The 18333-nt window shown below is 40.3% G+C and carries 16 protein-coding genes; 3 read left to right on the top strand and 13 right to left on the bottom strand.

The window, feature by feature from the left end; genetic code table 11:
* Positions 1–20 precede the first annotated feature (20 nt).
* The 6 genes from atpH to ATK78_RS21030 form a co-directional block, all read right to left on the bottom strand.
* On the bottom strand, positions 21–569 hold the full coding sequence (gene atpH, locus ATK78_RS21055; RefSeq protein ID WP_133578108.1) for an ATP synthase F1 subunit delta: 549 nt from the start codon (positions 567–569) through the stop codon (positions 21–23).
* A gap of 33 nt (positions 570–602) precedes the next feature.
* A complete protein-coding gene (gene atpF / locus ATK78_RS21050; RefSeq protein ID WP_133578107.1) occupies positions 603–1097 on the bottom strand; it encodes a F0F1 ATP synthase subunit B in 495 nt (164 codons plus the stop codon).
* Between the two features lie 78 nt (positions 1098–1175).
* The gene (gene atpE / locus ATK78_RS21045) at positions 1176–1385 is read right to left on the bottom strand and encodes an ATP synthase F0 subunit C (RefSeq protein WP_108553637.1); all 210 of its coding nucleotides are present in this window, start codon (positions 1383–1385) and stop codon (positions 1176–1178) included.
* A gap of 40 nt (positions 1386–1425) precedes the next feature.
* Positions 1426–2556, bottom strand: a complete 1131-nt coding sequence (atpB, locus tag ATK78_RS21040) for a F0F1 ATP synthase subunit A (protein ID WP_133578106.1) — start codon at positions 2554–2556, stop codon at positions 1426–1428.
* Between the two features lie 17 nt (positions 2557–2573).
* Positions 2574–2960, bottom strand: coding sequence for a hypothetical protein (locus tag ATK78_RS21035; protein ID WP_166664938.1), 387 nt, complete (start codon positions 2958–2960; stop codon positions 2574–2576).
* 47 nt (positions 2961–3007) lie between these two features.
* A complete protein-coding gene (locus ATK78_RS21030; protein WP_243732600.1) occupies positions 3008–3235 on the bottom strand; it encodes an AtpZ/AtpI family protein in 228 nt (75 codons plus the stop codon).
* A gap of 93 nt (positions 3236–3328) precedes the next feature.
* Here ATK78_RS21030 and porW point away from each other — a divergent pair, with 93 nt between their 5' ends.
* Genes porW through uvrC form a run of 3 tightly spaced genes read left to right on the top strand, consistent with a single transcriptional unit; the run spans position 3329 to position 10188 of the window.
* The gene (porW, locus tag ATK78_RS21025) at positions 3329–6109 is read left to right on the top strand and encodes a type IX secretion system periplasmic lipoprotein PorW/SprE (protein WP_133578105.1); all 2781 of its coding nucleotides are present in this window, start codon (positions 3329–3331) and stop codon (positions 6107–6109) included.
* 1 nt (position 6110) lies between these two features.
* Entirely contained in the window at positions 6111–8354 is a 2244-nt protein-coding gene (locus tag ATK78_RS21020) for a penicillin-binding protein 1A (RefSeq protein WP_133578104.1), read from the top strand.
* A 22-nt stretch (positions 8355–8376) separates the two neighbouring features.
* Positions 8377–10188, top strand: coding sequence for an excinuclease ABC subunit UvrC (gene uvrC / locus ATK78_RS21015; RefSeq protein WP_133578103.1), 1812 nt, complete (start codon positions 8377–8379; stop codon positions 10186–10188).
* 39 nt (positions 10189–10227) lie between these two features.
* Here the strand turns inward: uvrC and porN are convergent, their stop codons facing one another.
* The 7 genes from porN to ATK78_RS20980 form a co-directional block, all read right to left on the bottom strand.
* The gene (gene porN / locus ATK78_RS21010) at positions 10228–11100 is read right to left on the bottom strand and encodes a type IX secretion system ring subunit PorN/GldN (RefSeq protein WP_133578102.1); all 873 of its coding nucleotides are present in this window, start codon (positions 11098–11100) and stop codon (positions 10228–10230) included.
* 6 nt (positions 11101–11106) lie between these two features.
* Positions 11107–12645, bottom strand: coding sequence for a type IX secretion system motor protein PorM/GldM (gene porM, locus ATK78_RS21005; protein WP_133578101.1), 1539 nt, complete (start codon positions 12643–12645; stop codon positions 11107–11109).
* A 42-nt stretch (positions 12646–12687) separates the two neighbouring features.
* Positions 12688–13500 carry a type IX secretion system motor protein PorL/GldL gene (porL, locus tag ATK78_RS21000; RefSeq protein WP_133578100.1) on the bottom strand — a complete coding sequence of 271 codons (813 nt, stop codon included), beginning with the start codon at positions 13498–13500 and terminating at the stop codon, positions 12688–12690.
* Between the two features lie 46 nt (positions 13501–13546).
* Positions 13547–14914, bottom strand: coding sequence for a T9SS ring complex lipoprotein PorK/GldK (gene porK / locus ATK78_RS20995; RefSeq protein WP_133578099.1), 1368 nt, complete (start codon positions 14912–14914; stop codon positions 13547–13549).
* A 168-nt stretch (positions 14915–15082) separates the two neighbouring features.
* Positions 15083–15853, bottom strand: coding sequence for a uroporphyrinogen-III synthase (locus ATK78_RS20990; RefSeq protein ID WP_133578098.1), 771 nt, complete (start codon positions 15851–15853; stop codon positions 15083–15085).
* A 16-nt stretch (positions 15854–15869) separates the two neighbouring features.
* Positions 15870–16847, bottom strand: coding sequence for a DUF4271 domain-containing protein (locus tag ATK78_RS20985; RefSeq protein WP_133578097.1), 978 nt, complete (start codon positions 16845–16847; stop codon positions 15870–15872).
* Between the two features lie 283 nt (positions 16848–17130).
* The gene (locus tag ATK78_RS20980; RefSeq protein ID WP_133578096.1) at positions 17131–18297 is read right to left on the bottom strand and encodes a TlpA family protein disulfide reductase; all 1167 of its coding nucleotides are present in this window, start codon (positions 18295–18297) and stop codon (positions 17131–17133) included.
* Between the last annotated feature and the right edge of the window lie 36 nt (positions 18298–18333).

The raw sequence follows: 18333 nt of genomic DNA, 5'->3' as shown, positions 1-18333 counted from the left end.
AATCTATTATTTCAACCCAGTTAAACAATGCCCTGAGCAAATTCTTTTTTAAGTTTATTTAAACCGCTGGCAATACTTGCATCAAACTGCTTATCACCAACTTTTAAAATGAAGCCTCCAATCAGCTTATCATTAAGCTTCTCTTTGATCAGTACTTCTTTAGCATTCATTTCTCTTTTAACGATGGCCACAATCTCTTCCCTGTTTGCTGCAGTAAGTTCAACTGCCGAAGTAACTTCTGCAGTAACGATACCTTTGATCGCATTGTATTGGGCAACAAAAGCTTTAGCCGTATCAAACAAGATCGCTGAACGTCCTTTTGCTACCACAAGCTTCATATAAATAGTGGTTAGCGATTGTACCTTGCTCCCAAAAAGATCGTTTAAGATCCCTGCTTTTTTATCCAAAGGAACGATTGGATTTTTAAGGATTGCCTCCAGTTCAGGGTTCTCATCAATAATCCGAGCTAAAAGAACCATATCATTCTTCACTTCCTCAAATGAATTCTGCTCATTGGAAAGATCAATTAATGATTTGGCGTATCTCGATGCTGCTTTATTTTCTGACATTTTCTTTGTTATATCTGGCTAAACAAACTACAACTAGTTTAATTCAACATCCTTTAAAAGGTTAGCAACTAAATCCTGCTGTTTTGACTTATCTTCCAGCTGTCCGCGTAAAACACGTTCTGCAATATCAAGTGACAACGTAGAAACCTGGTTCTTTAATTCAGCTAAAGCTGCTTTCTTTTGATTCTCAATTTCAATCTTAGCTTTCTCAATTAACTTAACACCTTCCGTATGGGCTTGTGTTTTAGCTTCATGAACAATACTGTCTTTAAGTGCTTTCGCTTCTTTAAGGATCAAATCACGCTCATTACGCGCTTCTTTCATCAATTCTTCGTTCTGAGCTGTTAAGCGGGTCATCTCCTGTTTTGCAAGCTCAGCTTTATTTAAGGCTTCATCAATTGATAACTCACGCTCTTTAATTGCTGCCAAAACAGGTTTCCATGCAAATTTAGCCAATAAAAACATTAGCAATAAGAATGCTATTGTTTGAAGGATAACCAAGCCAATTTCAGGTACTAATAATTCCATCTAAGTATATTTTTAATATTTTTTATTCTTCTTTAACAAAAAAATGTACCGGGTAATTACACCCGGTACAAATTAGTTTTAGCCATTACCCATTAGGGCAACAACAACTGCGAAAAGCGCAACAGCTTCAACGAAAGCGGCAGCGATTAACATTGCAGTTTGGATTTTAGAGGCTGCTTCCGGTTGACGAGCAATACCGTCCATTGCAGAACCACCAATTTTACCGATACCCAGACCAGCGCCAATCGCAGCTAATCCTGCACCAATTGCAGCAATACTTCCTGTAATCATGATTTTATATGTTAATTGTGTTAAAAAATAATTCTAATTAATGGTGTTCTTCTATCGCCATACCAATAAACAAGGCAGACAATATGGTAAATATAAAGGCTTGTATAAATGCAACCAGCAATTCTATTGCGCCAATGAACACTGCAAATGCAACTGAGATCGGTGCGATATAAAGACTGTTGAATACAAATACAAGGCAGATCAAAGATAAAACTAAAATGTGTCCTGCTGTGATGTTCGCAAAAAGACGAATCATCAGGGCGATTGGCTTGGTAAAGATCCCGAACAACTCTACGGGAACCATAACAATATACATCCACCATGGTACATCAGGCATAAAGATGTGCTTCCAGTAGTATTTGTTACCGTTAAATACAGTTAAGCAAAACGTAGAAACAGCAAGCACTAAAGTAACCGCGATATTACCGGTTAAGTTGGCCCCTCCCGGAAGGAAAGGAACAAGACCCAGCATGTTATTAAACCAGATAAAGAAAAACACCGTTAATAAATAAGGCATAAAACGCTCATATTTATGACCAAGGTTTGGTTTTGCAATATCATCACGAACAAAAAGAATGATCGGCTCCATCCAGGACTGTAATCCTTTTGGTGATTTACCTTTACGGACCTTATAGCCATTGGCAACGTTTAAGAAAACTGCAAGGATAATAACAATAGATAAGAATAAGGTACAAACGTTCTTGGTGAAAGAGATGTCTAAAGGACGTGCGTTGCTGGCGTGGTGCTTTTCATCAAGATCAATGAATTGACCATGCGCATTGGGCTTTGGAGATCCGTAATAGATTTTCTCATGAAGCTTTACAAACGTTAACCCTTTTTTTTCCACAAGGATCTTTGCCTCGTCATCATGATGAAAATCAGCAGAACTGAAGGTCACAAAACCATTAGAAGTATATAGGATGATTGGCAGACTGATATAGGTATCACCAATCACATGCCAGCTGTGCGAATCTCCAATATGGTGCAGCGCAAACTTGCCGATGTCAAATTTTTTCTTCTGAGGTTCCTCATGAGAAGAACTTGCAGGAGTATGTAAGGTGTCTGCCTGAGCTAAAGCAGCGTGTGTTACAGAAAAAAACGCTAAAAAAAGCGCAAAAACAACAATTAACCTATTAACTTTAAACTCAAAAACGTGGCTACAATCCATTTACTCGCAGATTTTTACTATTTATTTTGGTGGCGCAAGTTACGTAACAAACAGTATATTTCAAAGAAGCTGAACAATAAATATAAAGAAAAAAAATTCAGCACAAAAACCATCCCCTTCTCTTTAGTGTTTAAGCTGTAAATCAGCACAAAAGCCATAGAAAAAATCATTTTCAATGCAATTGATCCCATAATGGCCATAATGCCTGTTTCAGGATTCCGTTTGATACCCAGATCAGCAACCACATAAGCAATAAAGGTAATGCCTGCAAGAAAGGCGAATACAAACCAGAATTTACCGGCCAGAATGGTAACATCAGGAAATAATGCAGACAGCAGGTAAGCCACAATAGCGAGGAAGCCGCTATAGATCAAATAAAACAACGTAAACCGGGATAATTTCAATTCTATAATTTTTCACAAAAGTATAGAATTACACACAGTTTAAACCATCACTTTTCATTTTTATTAAGTTGTTTTACAACCTGGTATAAGGAGATCACCACTCCGGCTATACTCAGTATCGCCGTAAATATAGGGGTCTTGCTCTGTTTATATTCATCAATTTTATAGCCTGCAAATGCAAACAACCCAATGGTAGCCAGCATCTGGAAGCTGATTGAGGAGTACTTCGCAAAGCTATTTACATTCTTTTTTTGTTCTTTTGGATCGGTCATCATCAACCTCTTTAAATAAAATACGTTTTGTTAAGAAGTTATAGTTGAATAAAATACTTTTGTATATATTTTGTTGTTTAAACTTAACCTTGTTTTTTGAAAAATTTTAACACCCGCAATTTAAAGGTAATATTATTTAGTTTATGCATTGGCGTATTATATTCATGCGGCTCACAAAAAGATACCGCCATGAGCAGGGGTATGCAGAATTTAACCGCACGCTACAACTATATCTACAATACAAAAGTGATGCTGAATAACCACCAGCTGGAACTTGCAGAAACCTATGCCGATAATTACGACCAGGTTCTTCCCGTTTATATTGCACCTGAAGCAGACAATAGCCAGCCAAATGCATCGCTGAACATCAAGTCGATGGACGACATCATCAAAAAGGCCCAGCTCATCATCCTCGAAAAAAGCTATAGCAATTATATTGACGACGCCTACATCCTGCTCGGCAAAGCCAACTTTTTCAACGCCAATTACTTTAACGCCTCAGAATATTTCGATTATACCGCTTCAAACTACAAAAGCAACCTCAACAGCTATACAGAAGCATTGAACTGGAAAGCCCGGAGCCTGATGCAGACCAGAAGGATCTCAGAAGCCAGCAGCACGCTGGACAGCCTTAGCCCATTGCTTAACCAGATCAAGTCAAAAAATCAGGCAGAACCACTGGCAACAATGGCCCAGATGAGCATTTATAAAAATGACATCACCTCAGCCATTGCTTATCTAAAAGATGCAATTAAAGCAACCAACCAAAACCAGCACAAGATCAGGTGGACCTATATCCTGGCCCAGCTTTATGAAAAACAAAAGAATGACACTGAAGCCCTCGCAAACTATAGAAAGGTAGAAAAAAGTAATGCCCCCTTTGAGATGTATTTTAATGCCAACCTCAACCGCATTAAAATAAAGTCTGCCATGAGCGGTATCAAAACCAATAAACAGGATCAGCTTCTGGCACTCTTAAAAGACGACAAAAACCTCGAATATAACGACCAGGTATACTATCAGGTAGCTGAAAGCTATGCGGCAGACGGTGATTACCGGCAGGCAGAAAAATACTACCTGCTGTCCATTCAAAAAAGTACAACCAACGCCTACCAAAAAGGACGCTCCTATTTGAGCATGGCAGATCTGAACTTCAAATATTTCAAGAACTACCTGAAGGCAAAATCCTATTACGACAGTACGGTGAATACCTTGCCAAAGAATTACCCCGGCTACGACCTGATCCTTAAAAAGAACCAAAACTTAGAATACCTGACCGACAGGTATGAGGCCGTAACTCTGCAAGATACGCTGCAGTTCATTGCCCGGCTGCCGGAAGACAACCGGATGGCCAGAATTGAAGCCTTTGTAAACCCGGTAGTGCAAATGCCGGCAACACCCACAGGCACTGCGTTTAATTATAGTCAGATCGCTGCAAATCCCAATTCAAACAATAAAGCAGTGAGCCAAAGTTCATTCTATTTCAGCAACCCTGCCGCTGTAGGCATTGGTTTTTCTGATTTCAGGAAAAAATGGGGAAACCGGAAATTAGACAACAACTGGCGCCAAAGCATCAAATCTTCTGCACAGGAAACCATACAGGATATTGCAGCCAACATCAGTGGTGTACCTTCCAATCCGGATAGTACCACAGTTACTGCAGACCAGGGAGATCTGGTTAAACAATACAGCACAAGCCTTCCCCTTACTCCGGAACTCGTTGCCAAATCCAATCAAAAGATCATTGATGCGTATTATGACATTGCTAACTTTTACCTCCAGGAACTGAATGACACGGAAGAAGCAGAACAGGTATATCAGAAATTACTGGACCGCTTTCCATCAAATAACCACCTGGCAGCGATATATTATAGCCTGTTCTTGATCAACAAGGAATCCAACCCTGCCCGGTCAGCTGATTTTAAAGATAAGATCCTGAAAGAGTTTCCATCTTCTGCCTATGCAAAGACCATCCTCGACCCCTCATTTTCCATCAAACAATCTGAACTGGAAACTGCAGCCAACAAAAGATATAACGAGATCTTCCAGCAATACGAGAAGAAAGCGTATCCAGCCGTTATTGAGCAGGTAGATGAATCATTAAAAACAAGCGGCAGCAGTTATTTGTCCCCGCAGCTTTCTTATTTACGTGCCATCGCTATCGGCAGAACCAGTACGGCTGACAGCCTGATTACGGCATTTACCAGCATTACGGTTCAATTTCCTGAAGACAAGCTGGTCACCCCGCTTGTAAAAGATCATCTGGCATTTATTACACAGCATTTATCAGAGTTTAAAGACCGTAAAATAGCCCTTCCGGAATCCGATTCAAATGAATTCCTTGTTCCTGCACCAATAAAGAATACCTCAGCTACACTCGCTAAAACACAGGCACCAGTTAATACGCCCGTTACAACACAAGCCCCTCCTCCTGCTGTTCAGGTACCTGTGCAGACCGTAAAAGTACCTGTTGATCAAAAAACAACTGTACCGGCAAACCCGGTAAAAGTAAATGGTCCGTTCAGTACGGTAACATCAACCGTATACTATTACGTGATCCACGTGGCAGATGCTTCGCTAACCTTAAGCTCCTCCAGGTTTGGTATTGGCCAGTTTAACCGTGGAAACTATACGGGGAGCAACTTAAAACACCAGCTAAAAGAATTTGACAATGATCAGCTCATTTATGTGGGGAACTTTAGTAATTTTGAAGACGCAAAAACATACGCTGCAGGAATCGATCCTCAGTTAAAACAAATCATGAAGGTTCCCGTTAACATCTACACCAGCTTTATCATCAGTAAAGAGAATTTTGATAAAGTTGCGGGTAAGGCATTGCTGAACATGTACCTGGAATTTTATAAAAACAACTATTAAAATGAATAGACCACTTTCTAAAACGAATAAACAACTTTCGCCTCAGGATGTTAGAAAGTATAATTTTACATTGTGGAAAATACTGATCGGGGCAATGGTCATATTCGCCCTGTTCATCGTCTCAATAGGGTTCGGATTGTTCGGAGAGCTTCCATCATTCCGCGATATAGAACACCCTAAGAGCAACCAGGCTTCAGAGATCGTTACCGATGATGGGCGCGTGCTTGGAACCTACTTTGTACAAAACCGTTCCAGTGTAAGCTACCAGGAAATATCACCAAATGTGATCAATGCCCTGATTGCAACGGAAGATATTCGTTTTAAAGAACATTCAGGCATAGATTTTAAACGTACGTTCACTATATTTCTATATGCCCTGATCGGGAAGAAACAAGGGGGAAGTACCATTACCCAACAGCTGGCCCTAAACCTGTTCTCTGAAGAAGGAAGACAAAAGAACTTCGCAAAAAGACTGCTTCAAAAATTCCAGGAATGGGTAATTGCCGTGAAACTGGAGCGTAACTATACCAAGGAAGAGATCATTGTCATGTACTTAAATACGGTAGACTTTGGAAACCAGGCCTATGGTATCAAATCAGCTGCCCGTGTGTATTTCAATACCACCCCGGATCAATTATCTGTAGCACAGTCTGCTACACTGGTTGGTATCCTAAAAGGAATTACAAGATATTCACCTACCCGAAATCCAGACCGTTCACTGGCCAGAAGAAACACCATCATGGGACTAATGGTTAAAGCAGAGTACCTTACAGAACAGCAGCTGGAAGCTGAACAGGGAAAACCGCTTGGTCTTAGATTTAGTGCGGCTACGGTAAACGATGGTATTGCACCCTATTTCAGATCGGTATTAAAGAACGACATCCGTAAGATCTTCGAAGAACGCTCTATCCTTAAACCTGACGGAACACCTTACGACCTGGACAGGGATGGACTAAGGATCATCACCACCATCAATTATGACATGCAGGTTTATGCAGAAGAGGCACAGAAAGAATATATGAAAACCCTCCAGCAATCCTTTACCAAAAGCTGGAAAGGCAGAAATCCCTTTAAAGGAAAAGAAATGCAGATCCAGCAGGGTATTAAACGCTCAGATCGCTATAAGGCCTTGCAACTGGAAGGAAAGTCAGAAGCTGAGATTGCAGAAGATTTCAATACCCCCACACGCTTAACGATCTTTACCTGGAAAGGAAATTTAGATACGCTCATGAAACCCATAGATTCTGTGAAGTATTACAAAATGCTTCTTAGAAACGCCATGATGGCCATGGATCCGCAAACCGGTTATGTAAAAGCATGGGTTGGCGGCATTAACTTTGAACACTTTAAATACGATCAGGTACGAATGGGGACCCGCCAGGTCGGATCAACAGCTAAGCCATTCACCTATACCGTGGCTGTAGAAAATGGCTATTCACCATGTTATACGGTATTGAATGAACCGGTAACCATCGAAATTCCGGGAAGTAAACCATGGATCCCCCGCTCCGGAGGAACAGTACCCGGCTACTTAACCTTACAAAAAGGACTTGCCCTTTCCCAAAATTATATTGCAGCCTACCTGATGAAACAAGTCGGTGCACCAGCAGTAGCTACCCTGGCAAAAAAGATGGGGATCACTTCAGAAGTACCCGCATACCCATCTATTGCATTGGGCTCATTTGATGCATCCGTTTACGACATGGTGGGTGCTTACAGCGTATTTGCAAACAAAGGGGTGTGGACCAAACCCACTTACATTTTAAGAATAGAAGATAAGAACGGCGTAGTAATACATACAGAAAAACCCATACCTGTCCCGGTATTGGATGAAGAAGTTGCCTACGTCATGACCCGCATGCTCAGGGGTGTAATTACCAGTGGAACAGGCTGGAGATTGTCAAGCAAGTTCGGTGTTAAAGCCGCAATTGGCGGAAAAACCGGAACAACCCAAAACAACTCAGACGGATGGTTTATGGGAATCAGTCCGCAGTTGGTAGCCGGAGTATGGACCGGCTGCGAAGACCGTGCCTTTCACTTTACAAGCACCGCACAGGGTGATGGTGCAACCACGGCCCTGCCTATTTTTGCAGGCTTCATGAAACGCGTTTACGCAAATCCAAAACTTAAGATTTCTCAGGCAGACTTTGAACCTCCTAAAAGTAAGGGAACGATCGTATACGATTGTAACCAATACCAGCAACAGGATCAAAATACAGAGCTGGATGAGAAGTTAGGCTTTTAACCATTAATCACAGACCCTATCAATGAGTGCTTTCGATCATAGAAAGGCATTGGCCGATATTCCCCATAAACCTGGCGTTTACCAGTATTGGGATGTTGACGATACGCTTATATATATCGGGAAAGCCAAGGATCTGAGAAACCGGGTAGGTTCTTATTTTAACCTCGATAAACAGTTAAACGGAAAGACCCGTGTACTGGTGTCTAAGATCAGAAAGATCACTTTTACCATCGTGGATACGGAGATTGATGCCTGGCTGCTGGAGAACAGCCTGATAAAAAAACATCAGCCAAGGTATAACATCATGCTTAAGGATGACAAGACCTATCCATGGATCATCATCAAAAGAGAACCATTTGCCAGGGTATTCTGGACCAGGAACATGGTTAAGGACGGATCTACGTATTTTGGCCCCTATGCTTCCGTAGGGATGATGCATACCATTCTGGACCTCATCAAAGAAACCTATCCCCTCCGCACTTGCAATCTTCCACTTACACCTAAAAATATTGACGATGGTAAGTTTAAGGTATGCCTGGAATACCAGATCGGAAACTGCAAAGGCCCCTGTCAGGCCTATCAAACACTGGAAGATTACGAATCGAACATTGAAGAGATCAAAGATATCCTCAATGGAAAGATCGGAAATGTAATCAGAAATGTAAACCAGGTGATTAAAACAGCCGTAGAACAACTGAACTTTGAATATGCGCACCAATACCAGCGAAAATTACTGGTATTGGAGAAATATCAAAGCAAGTCTACCGTAGTAAACAGCGCCATCACCAACATAGATGTAGTCAGTATTGCATCAGATGAACGATATGCGTTTGTGAATTACCTGAAGGTCATGAACGGGAGTATCATACAAACGCAGACCATTGAGATCAAAAAACGTTTGGATGAAAGTGATGAAGAATTACTGACCATAGCCATCACCGAATTCCGTACCAAGTTTCACAGTACCTCCAAAGAGATCATCGTTCCTTTTGAGATTACATTGCTTGATGCAAACCTTAAATTTACCGTTCCAAAATTAGGTGAAAAGAAAAAACTGCTGGAACTGTCGCAAAAGAACGTGCTCTTCTTTAAAAAAGAAAAGCTGAACCAGTATGAAAAACTAAATCCGGATCTGAGAATCGACAGGATCCTCACACAAATGCAAAAGGACCTGAGGTTAACACAGCTGCCAAAACACATCGAGTGTTTTGATAACTCAAACTTTCAGGGCCAATACCCGGTATCTGCCATTGTCGTATTCAAAGACGCAAAACCATCTAAAAAAGATTACCGGCACTTTAATGTAAAAACGGTAGAAGGTCCCAATGATTTTGCGACGATGGAAGAGGCTGTTTACAGGCGATATAAGCGCATGCTGGAAGAAGAGGATACATTGCCTCAACTGATCATCATTGATGGCGGCAAAGGCCAGCTATCCTCTGCATTGACGAGTTTAAAAAAACTAGGTATAGAGAAAAGAGTTACCGTCATTGGAATCGCCAAACGGCTGGAAGAATTATATTATCCGGGAGACTCCTATCCGCTTTATCTGGATAAGAAGTCGGAGACCCTAAAGGTGATTCAGCAGTTGAGAGATGAAGCCCACAGGTTTGGAATCACGTTTCACCGTAAAAAGAGAGACCAGGGCACTTTAAAAACAGAACTGGAGCAAATTGCAGGCATTGGCAAAACGACAGCAGATAAGTTGTTGAGACATTTTAAATCCGTCAAAAGAATCCGGGAAGCAAAAGAAGAAGAGTTGGCATTGGTACTCAATAAAGCACAGGTAAAAACACTTCTCAATTATTTTGAACAAAACAAAAGCCTTAATTAAATTAAGGCTTTTGTTATATATCTTGAAAAATTTAAGCGATTAGTATTCCCAAAGACTTTGTTCAAAGTCAGAGATTGATTTCTTAATGCGCTCAGACTCATATAATTTCCGGGGATCCTTAGGATCAACCTGTCCTAAAATATCTATGATGCTTTTATTAGCAGGATTCGTTTCCTTAATGATATAACTCGCAAACAGACGTCTTACAAAAAAATCATCAAATGTTAATGTAGAAGCATCATTGCTTGGGTTAACCAGCTTTTTCTTGCTCAAAATTTCACGGGCATCCTCATAGTAAATCCAAAACACCGGCTGCCAGTTACCTTCAACCTGTTTCATTGGTGCAATACCAATAATTCTCGGTTCAAATACAGAACGCTTAGAATCCAGTACCCAGTCTTCCTTAATGCGGTACTTCTGGAAATCATCAGATCTCAATTTCCCAAGAGTAGGCTCACCTATCTTACCGGTACTGTCGGCTTCACCCTCACGGATCCCCCTTGCACTTTCAAGCGCCTGCTTAGCCGTCAGTTCTATTTTGAAGGAATCATTGTCCTCTAAAACCCTTCCGGCAGTCGTATCTTTATTAGAGAATGTCCGCAGTTCCTCGTTTCCTATCGCTTCCAGTAAGACATCGATCAGTTTCGCATTCTCTGCTTTTAACACAGAATTGATGGTATCTCTCAAGTCAATTTCACGCCAAATTCTTTTGGAATAGAAAACGTCCTCTTCCCTGATGTCAGGATACTTCACCATCACACCGCTGTCAATGTCTACCCGAACAGAAAACCCATCTTTTGGCGGAGTCTTTTTGATCTTCGCTTTTTTGGTGGTATCAGGAGTAACCGGATTTTGTGCAAATGCACAAGCTCCCAACAACAGTAATACGACAAGGCTTAAGATATTTTTCATAATATACTATTTTGCTATAAATGTAATGCCATCTAAATTTTTCTGACGTCCATCAGGACCTTCACAAATAATATCTTTAAATATAACGGTGGCATTTGGTTTTAATGAGTTTAATGCACCTTTGATCTGTCCGGAAAAGCCAGCACCACTATTCTGCAAGGTAACCGCATCCGATTTAGGATTGATAAAGGTAACCGAAAAACGCAGCACTCTATATTTAACATCAAATACAAAGTCTTCCAGTTGAGTATCGATCAGACCGGCACCTTCAAGCCATTCCAAAGGAACATTACCTCCAGATTTACCTTTAATGAAGGCGCGCGGCGTAGGTAATGCTTTAACCCTGAATTGCTGAGAACCCAGATTTAAGGTTTTACCGCCACTGGTGGCTGAAACACCAATAGTCAGTGTTTTTCCAACCTGCCCACCGCCAACATTTACGATATATTTTCCATTGCTTCCTGAAATAGAACCCCCATCCATTGAAGCCCTTACACTTTCCAACGGAAAGCCAGCAGCAGAAACAGAGAATGGATTCGGAATACCTGCATAGATTACATTCATCTTATCCGGAGAAACCGTTGCCGATGGTTTGGCAACCTGGTAAGTTTGCTCAGGCGTAAAATATTCCTTAACCGTACCATCAGTTTGTATTACACGAACCGAACCTTTCCATTTGAAAACACCAACACTTCCGGTACTTCCGGTATAGCTTCCTTTACCTTCTTTAACAGACAGACGATTGCCGCCTACAGAGATCACAGGAGTAGACCTGGAATCACTTGCCGTTAAAAATACCTGTGCAGTATAGGGCTGGCCCTGAATAACGTATGAACTGGGTGCTACAGCAACAGCCGCAAACTGATCAAGGTTTACCAGGGATTTATCCATGTTACCAAATAATTTCTTGACAATTTCTGCTTCCGCATTTTTAACATCCGACTGGATCTTACTCAGGATCGTGTTGGCTGCCGTAAGCGGTGTGCCTTCACCAAAGTTGATATCTTCCCAAAGCTTTCTGCCATTGACACTTTTCTCGGCATCTTTAGCTTCCAGTGTGAAAGTTACAGATCCCTGATCTTTTGGCTCTAACAGACCAATCAGGTTCTTCCGTGTTTCGTTAATTTTAATTTTTAGTTTCTCGCCTTCTTTTTGGTTGATCATGATTCCCTGGGCGATGTCCATATTGGAACGTTCAACCAGGTCTCCAGTTTCTTCACTAATGCCCTTACCGGCAGTGCTGAACTGATCTTTTAGCTTTTGAACATAGTTATTTAAATCATCAGCATATGCTTTTGCCTGATTCGCTTTATCCCAGATTGGTTTTGCCCGTGCAGGCTCATCCTTTAATTTGGTATTCTGGAATGAAGTAAATAACTGGTCAATGCTGGTACTAACATTCGTTTTGGAGCTAACCAAACTATCGTTAATGTTTTTAAAGGCGTTTAATATAGTATCTGATACGTTTAAAGCAAGCATAGCAAGCAATACCAAATACATGATATTGATCATCTTCTGCCTTGTTGTCTCTTTTCCTCCGGCCATTATAAATTGGATCTGTTTAAGTTAATGAATAATAAAACCCAATTATACACGTGGCTGGTTCATTGCCGACAACATATTGCCATAAATAGCATTCAATGAAGATAGATTTTTAGCAAGTTTGCCGACCTCATCTTTGAACTGCTTAGAATCTTCCATAGACTCATTAAAGTTGTTCATCGTTAAGGCAAGGTTTTGGTAGAATTTATTCATTGACTTCAGGTGAGCACTGGAGTCTTGTAATTCCAATTCATACACTGCATTTAATGCAGATAGGTTTTTAGCCAGCGAAGTTACCTGATCATGGTAAGAAGTGGTCGCAGTATTGCTGTTACCCATTTCTACAAGCTGAGCAGTTGCTTTTGCAAAAGCACCGTTTAAATTATCGAAACTCGCAGAAGCACTTTTTACTTTACCTGTAAATTCATTTGTCGCAACTGAAGCATCAGCAACTGTGGAGATCGTTGCCACCTTATCACCAAAGGTGCGTAAACCTGTTCCAAGGCTTTCAATCAATTCAGGACCGATCTTAGCATCAACAAGCATTTTATCTAAAGCAGCGGTAGATGAAAAACCACTGGTACTCTCAATAACCGGTCTGCTGGGTGTTTTACTTGGTCCACCAGTATAATCCGGACTCAATTCTGGATAAACATTCTCCCAGGGAAGTTCCTGTTCTGGTTGTCTGAAACCGGTTAGGAAAAAGAGAAATGCCTCTACACCAAGACCGATACCAATTGCAAGGTTACCAAAGGCACCACCAATGTGTAAAATTTTAAATAAAGCACCTAAGATTACGATACTAGCACCCCATGATATTGCTACGTGTAACCAATCAAACTTTTTTTTTGCTGCCATTTTTGTTAAAAATAAGGATAAGGATTATGATTTGAATTTTAAATGATTAGTTTCTATAGGTAATATCCGTTCCAGGGTATGAACTCACACATCTGAATCCAATATAAGATCTTGACTGGTCCTGGTACTCATAAGTACCCACAGAGTTCTGAAGGAAAAAGCCAATGTCTTTCCAGGATCCGCCCCTTACCACTTTACGTTTCAGGTATTTATTATCTGTGGTCTTGGCCACATAAGTAAAGTTAGGATTAAAGTCAAGCAACATTGGAGCTGCCGATTGATTGTAAGCAGTAATGGTCCATTCAGAAACGTTACCAGCCATGTTGTACAAACCAAAATCATTTGGGAAGTATGATTTTACGTTTACCGTATACAAACCACCGTCATCCGAGTAATTACCACGGCCAACTTTAAAGTTTGCCTGCATACATCCTTTGGTATTCCTTACATATGGTCCGCCCCATGGATATTTCGTTTTTACATTTCCGCCACGTGCCGCATATTCAAATTGAGCATCACTTGGCAGCATGTATTCAGGCCTCGAGTTTAAAGGCTGTTTTCTCGCAACGGCAACAGATTCATAAAAACGGGTACGCCAAACGCAAAAAGCCGACGCCTGTTCCCAGGAAACGCCAACAACAGGATAGTCATCATAGGATGGATGGTTAAAATAAGTTTTTACCATTGGATCGTTCTGAGAGTAGGAATAATCGATTTTCCAAACCAGCGTATCAGGATAAACCGCTACAGAAGGATGGTGATTTGGATTATTCGGATCAGGAAGATCGGTATAGGTCATGATGTAATCCTGTCTTCTTTTTGTAGGATCTTGTCTGTATTCAGCAGCCAGATCAGAATTTACATAACTGTATGCGTATTTAAGTTTACGGATATCAATCTCATTTCTTCCCGGAATCGCATCAGCACCACTATAGTACATGTCGTTAAGCTTGGCACCAAAGCCACCGTTCTTTTTACTCCACAATAAAGATCCGTTACCAACTTTCCTCCAGTCAATGTTCCGGGTACCGCCAACAGGTGTTCCGGCTGCACCACCTGCAGGAGCAGGCTTGTAAAAATTAGCCGCAGTGGTTGGGCCTAAAGAAGTCACGGCTATGGAATCCCTAACCCAATTTACAAACTGCCGGTATTCTGCATTTGTAATTTCGGTCTGGTCCATAAAAAAAGCACTGAATGAAGTCATTCTGCTTGGTGCTCCTTGTGAATTGCTAATGTCTTCATCAGATACACCGATTAGTGTTCTGCCGGGTGGTATATATACCATTCCCAAAGGGATTTTATTGTTTCTGAACTTTTTGTTGTAAACACCAACAAGTTCACCCTGGCCACCACCTTTGCAACTCGAAAAGATTAATGCAGCAATAAAAAAACCAAATATGTATAAGTTCCTCATAGTTTCGTCGAGCAATTTAGTAACAATTTTATCAAAAAGTATTGACAAAAGCAATTAATAGTTAAAAAAACAGAATAAATGAACAGAAATGAACAGAAATGAATGAAAAAAATACATTTATTCACAATATCTTAACAAGATACGAACTTAACCCTCACAAAACAACAACTATTTGTTCGATTTTTTAATGTAGTTTTCTATAGCCATAATCATCGAAGGAGCTTCAGGACTAGGGGCAGCAATATCGACAATTAAACCCGCATCTTTCACTGCCTTATGGGTGTTAAGTCCAAAAGCTGCAATTCTTGTATTGTTTTGTTTAAAGTCTGGAAAATTAGTGAACAGGGACTGAATGCTTGACGGGCTAAAGAAGCCGATCACATCATAGAAAACTTCAGCCAGATCTGAAAGATCTGAAACTACCGTTTTAAATAATACAGCAGGCGTAAAATCATACCCGTTCTTTTGCAGGAAATTCATCGTGTCCTCTGTAGCCACATCTGAACATGGGTAAAGGAATTTTTCATTCGCATGTTTTTTAAGTACTTCTGCCAGATCAGCAGCAGTTTGTTTACCAAAAAAGATCTTACGCTTCCTGTATTGTATATACTTCTGAAGATATAGCGCTGTAGATTCTGAAATACAAAAATATTTCAGATCTGCCGGAACTTCATACCTCATCTCTTCACAAATCCTGAAAAAATGATCAACCGCATTACGACTGGTAAAAACTACAGCAGTATATTCACTTAACGTAATTTTACCCTTCCTAAAATCTCTCGCAGGAACCCCCTCAACATGAATGAATGACCGGAAGTCAATTTTTAAATTATACTTCTTTGCCAAGTCAAAATATGGAGATTTCTCTGTTTCTGGTTTTGGTAATGTGATCAATATACTTTTTACCTTACGCAACCTTTCTTCTAGCATTTCTTGCATTTTACAAATTACAGCGTTACATTCCTATTGCCTTAATTAAAATCAAAATAGGGCAAATTTCGAGGGCACAAAAGTACAAAAACAAATAGACTTTTGAAAATCGATAATTTGACAAAATATTTACTCCCGCCCGGATGAATTGGAATACAAAAATGATACCTAAAAGGATAAAAGAGATCGCAATATAATATGGGCCGTATTTTAAGGGTGATAATGCAAACGCAATCACCAATGGAATAAACACCAAAGAGAGGTTAAAATAACTTAAATATAATATAGTAACATATTCGTTAACTGGTTTTTGAACGTTAAAAAGATACCCCAGCAACCTTAAAATGATGATCTTAAAAATGTAAAGCGTAACGATCAGGCCGGATATGCTCAGATAAAATTTAAAGCCGCTTCCTGCAAAGGTAATGTGATAGAATTGAGATACGAGGTAAAAGAACATCCCAACAGTAAATCCAAATTGAATAAACAACAGTAAAAAAGGCCAGGATGTAAACAGATTATCCTCTTTATTCAGATTGTTTAAGACACGGTTGCTGAAAAAAGAATACACAATGGTTTGTAACTGCTTCCCGAATGATACTTTTAGAATGGCAAATAACACCAGCAACCCGGCAACAACGGACGGAATCCATAATTCCCCTTTTGGAGTTGGCCTGCCGCTCCTGAATTTTCCAATCTTAACTGCACTAAAATCTTTATAACGCAGAACCAGATTAGATCGACCATAAACGGATTTAAGAATACTGTCCATGATCATATGCGAATTCAGCAGCGAGTCTGGCAATAGCCAGGTATGCGTCATGATAGAATCTGTAACCTGCTTCTGTCTGGCAGTAAATGCAGCGTCTCTGGATGCTTTAAGCTTATAATAATCAGTCCTTGAAAGCGTATCCGCAGAAACACGGGTTCCCTGAGCCTTAATTGTGCTAAAGTTAATGGTAATCAATAGAATGGCCACTGAAATTATCCTGCTCAGATTCATTGCACCAAAATTAATTAAATCTGTGCAGGAATCCGCATGCCGGTTAAAATATAGTTGAAATGAAGAAGCCCCTATCCGGGGGCTTCTCATTACACCTAAATTTATTTTTTAAAGCAATTTAATCAAATGATATGCCTTAAAAAACCCATAACCGTTAAATAGCATGCTATTGGGATCAAAACAAGTATTTTACCTGATAAAACACGTATTTTCCATACCTATACTTACGTTAATTGGCAGCTTAACAATAAGCAATCCGCTACGAATTAACCAGATACCAGTCTTATTCTTTAAAAAGCTTTTCCAGAATAGTGTTTAATTCCGTGCGCTCTCCTACATACCTGGCGATCACCTTTCCTTCGCGGTTAATTAAGATCTGTGTAGGATACCCGGAAACAGCATACAGCTTTGCAAGATCAACCTGCGCTGTGTTTTCATTATCTAAAACCTGGAGCCAGGGTAATTTATTGTCCCTGATGCCGGCTTTCCAGGATTGCTTTGCTTTGTTTAAATCATAGGTCGCCTCAGAAGCGATGCCGATGATCTCAAAACCTTTATGGTGGTACCTGTTATATTGTGCGATTAAATTGGGGAAGCTTTTAACACAAGGCCCGCACCATGAACCCCAAAAATCAAGTAGAACATACTTTCCTTTAAGCTTACTTAATGAAACCGGGCGACCAAGGGTATCTGACTTTATAAAGTCGGTAGCCGGTTTATTCAACCGGTTTAGCGCATTGATCCTGATGCGTTCCTCGATAAATTTCCCATATTGAGTGCGCTTATAATTATTTTTTAACCCTGAATATGCCTTATTCAAACCCGCATCGTCAAATTTACTCACGATATCCTTTAGAAAATATACACTTAAAAAATTCGAAGGATGTGCTTTGATATAGTCATTCTTTAGAGAATCGCTAAGACCGTAATTCCGGATGGCTACGTTGCCGGGATGCAGCAGTACCTCTGTTGCCTTAGTACTAAGATAAGCAGTAGCTGTATAACGCGATGCCGATAACTGTTCTTGTGCAAACCTGCTGAATTTTAGTCTCAGATCCCCCCATTCACCATTTAATCCACCGGTTACATCTGCTAAGACAATGCTGTCTGCATCCCCTTTAATGTCAATGCGGGCATTATTTAAAATAATCTCTACAGGAGGTGAGGTGATGATCCTTTTATAACCTGGAGCAGCAGCAAAGCTAAGATTAGGATTTTTAACCCTTAAAAAGGCGACAACAGGTTCTGTTAATTTGCCTTTAAAAGTGATCATGCCTGACTGATTTGCCCGGGCACTGTCAATTACTTTTTGATCACCTACGGTATAAGACAATTCAACAGAATGTCCAGCCAGATGATCGAGACTCAAATTGATAACGTAACCAGATTGAGCCAGCAAAAGCTGTCCGGAAGATAAAATGAATAGAATAATTAAGAAATACTTTTTCATGATTAACGATTGAACTATAAAGTTAGTCAATAAAAA

Origin of the sequence: Pedobacter metabolipauper, assembly GCF_004362715.1 — a bacterium.
Lineage (GTDB): Bacteria > Bacteroidota > Bacteroidia > Sphingobacteriales > Sphingobacteriaceae > Pedobacter > Pedobacter metabolipauper.
Note: the sequence above shows the minus strand (reverse complement) of the source record. Positions and strands in the feature narration are given on the sequence as shown.

Excerpts from the sequence above, each read along its gene's own strand:
- atpH (WP_133578108.1), bottom strand. The coding sequence starts at position 569 with ATGTCAGAAAATAAAGCAGCATCGAGATACGCCAAATCATTAATTGAT.
- atpF (WP_133578107.1), bottom strand. The coding sequence starts at position 1,097 with ATGGAATTATTAGTACCTGAAATTGGCTTGGTTATCCTTCAAACAATA.
- atpB (WP_133578106.1), bottom strand. The coding sequence starts at position 2,556 with ATGGATTGTAGCCACGTTTTTGAGTTTAAAGTTAATAGGTTAATTGTT.
- ATK78_RS21030 (WP_243732600.1), bottom strand. The coding sequence starts at position 3,235 with ATGATGACCGATCCAAAAGAACAAAAAAAGAATGTAAATAGCTTTGCG.
- ATK78_RS21020 (WP_133578104.1), top strand. The coding sequence starts at position 6,111 with ATGAATAGACCACTTTCTAAAACGAATAAACAACTTTCGCCTCAGGAT.
- uvrC (WP_133578103.1), top strand. The coding sequence starts at position 8,377 with ATGAGTGCTTTCGATCATAGAAAGGCATTGGCCGATATTCCCCATAAA.
- porN (WP_133578102.1), bottom strand. The coding sequence starts at position 11,100 with ATGAAAAATATCTTAAGCCTTGTCGTATTACTGTTGTTGGGAGCTTGT.
- porM (WP_133578101.1), bottom strand. The coding sequence starts at position 12,645 with ATGGCCGGAGGAAAAGAGACAACAAGGCAGAAGATGATCAATATCATG.
- porL (WP_133578100.1), bottom strand. The coding sequence starts at position 13,500 with ATGGCAGCAAAAAAAAAGTTTGATTGGTTACACGTAGCAATATCATGG.
- porK (WP_133578099.1), bottom strand. The coding sequence starts at position 14,914 with ATGAGGAACTTATACATATTTGGTTTTTTTATTGCTGCATTAATCTTT.
- ATK78_RS20990 (WP_133578098.1), bottom strand. The coding sequence starts at position 15,853 with ATGCAAGAAATGCTAGAAGAAAGGTTGCGTAAGGTAAAAAGTATATTG.
- ATK78_RS20985 (WP_133578097.1), bottom strand. The coding sequence starts at position 16,847 with ATGAATCTGAGCAGGATAATTTCAGTGGCCATTCTATTGATTACCATT.
- ATK78_RS20980 (WP_133578096.1), bottom strand. The coding sequence starts at position 18,297 with ATGAAAAAGTATTTCTTAATTATTCTATTCATTTTATCTTCCGGACAG.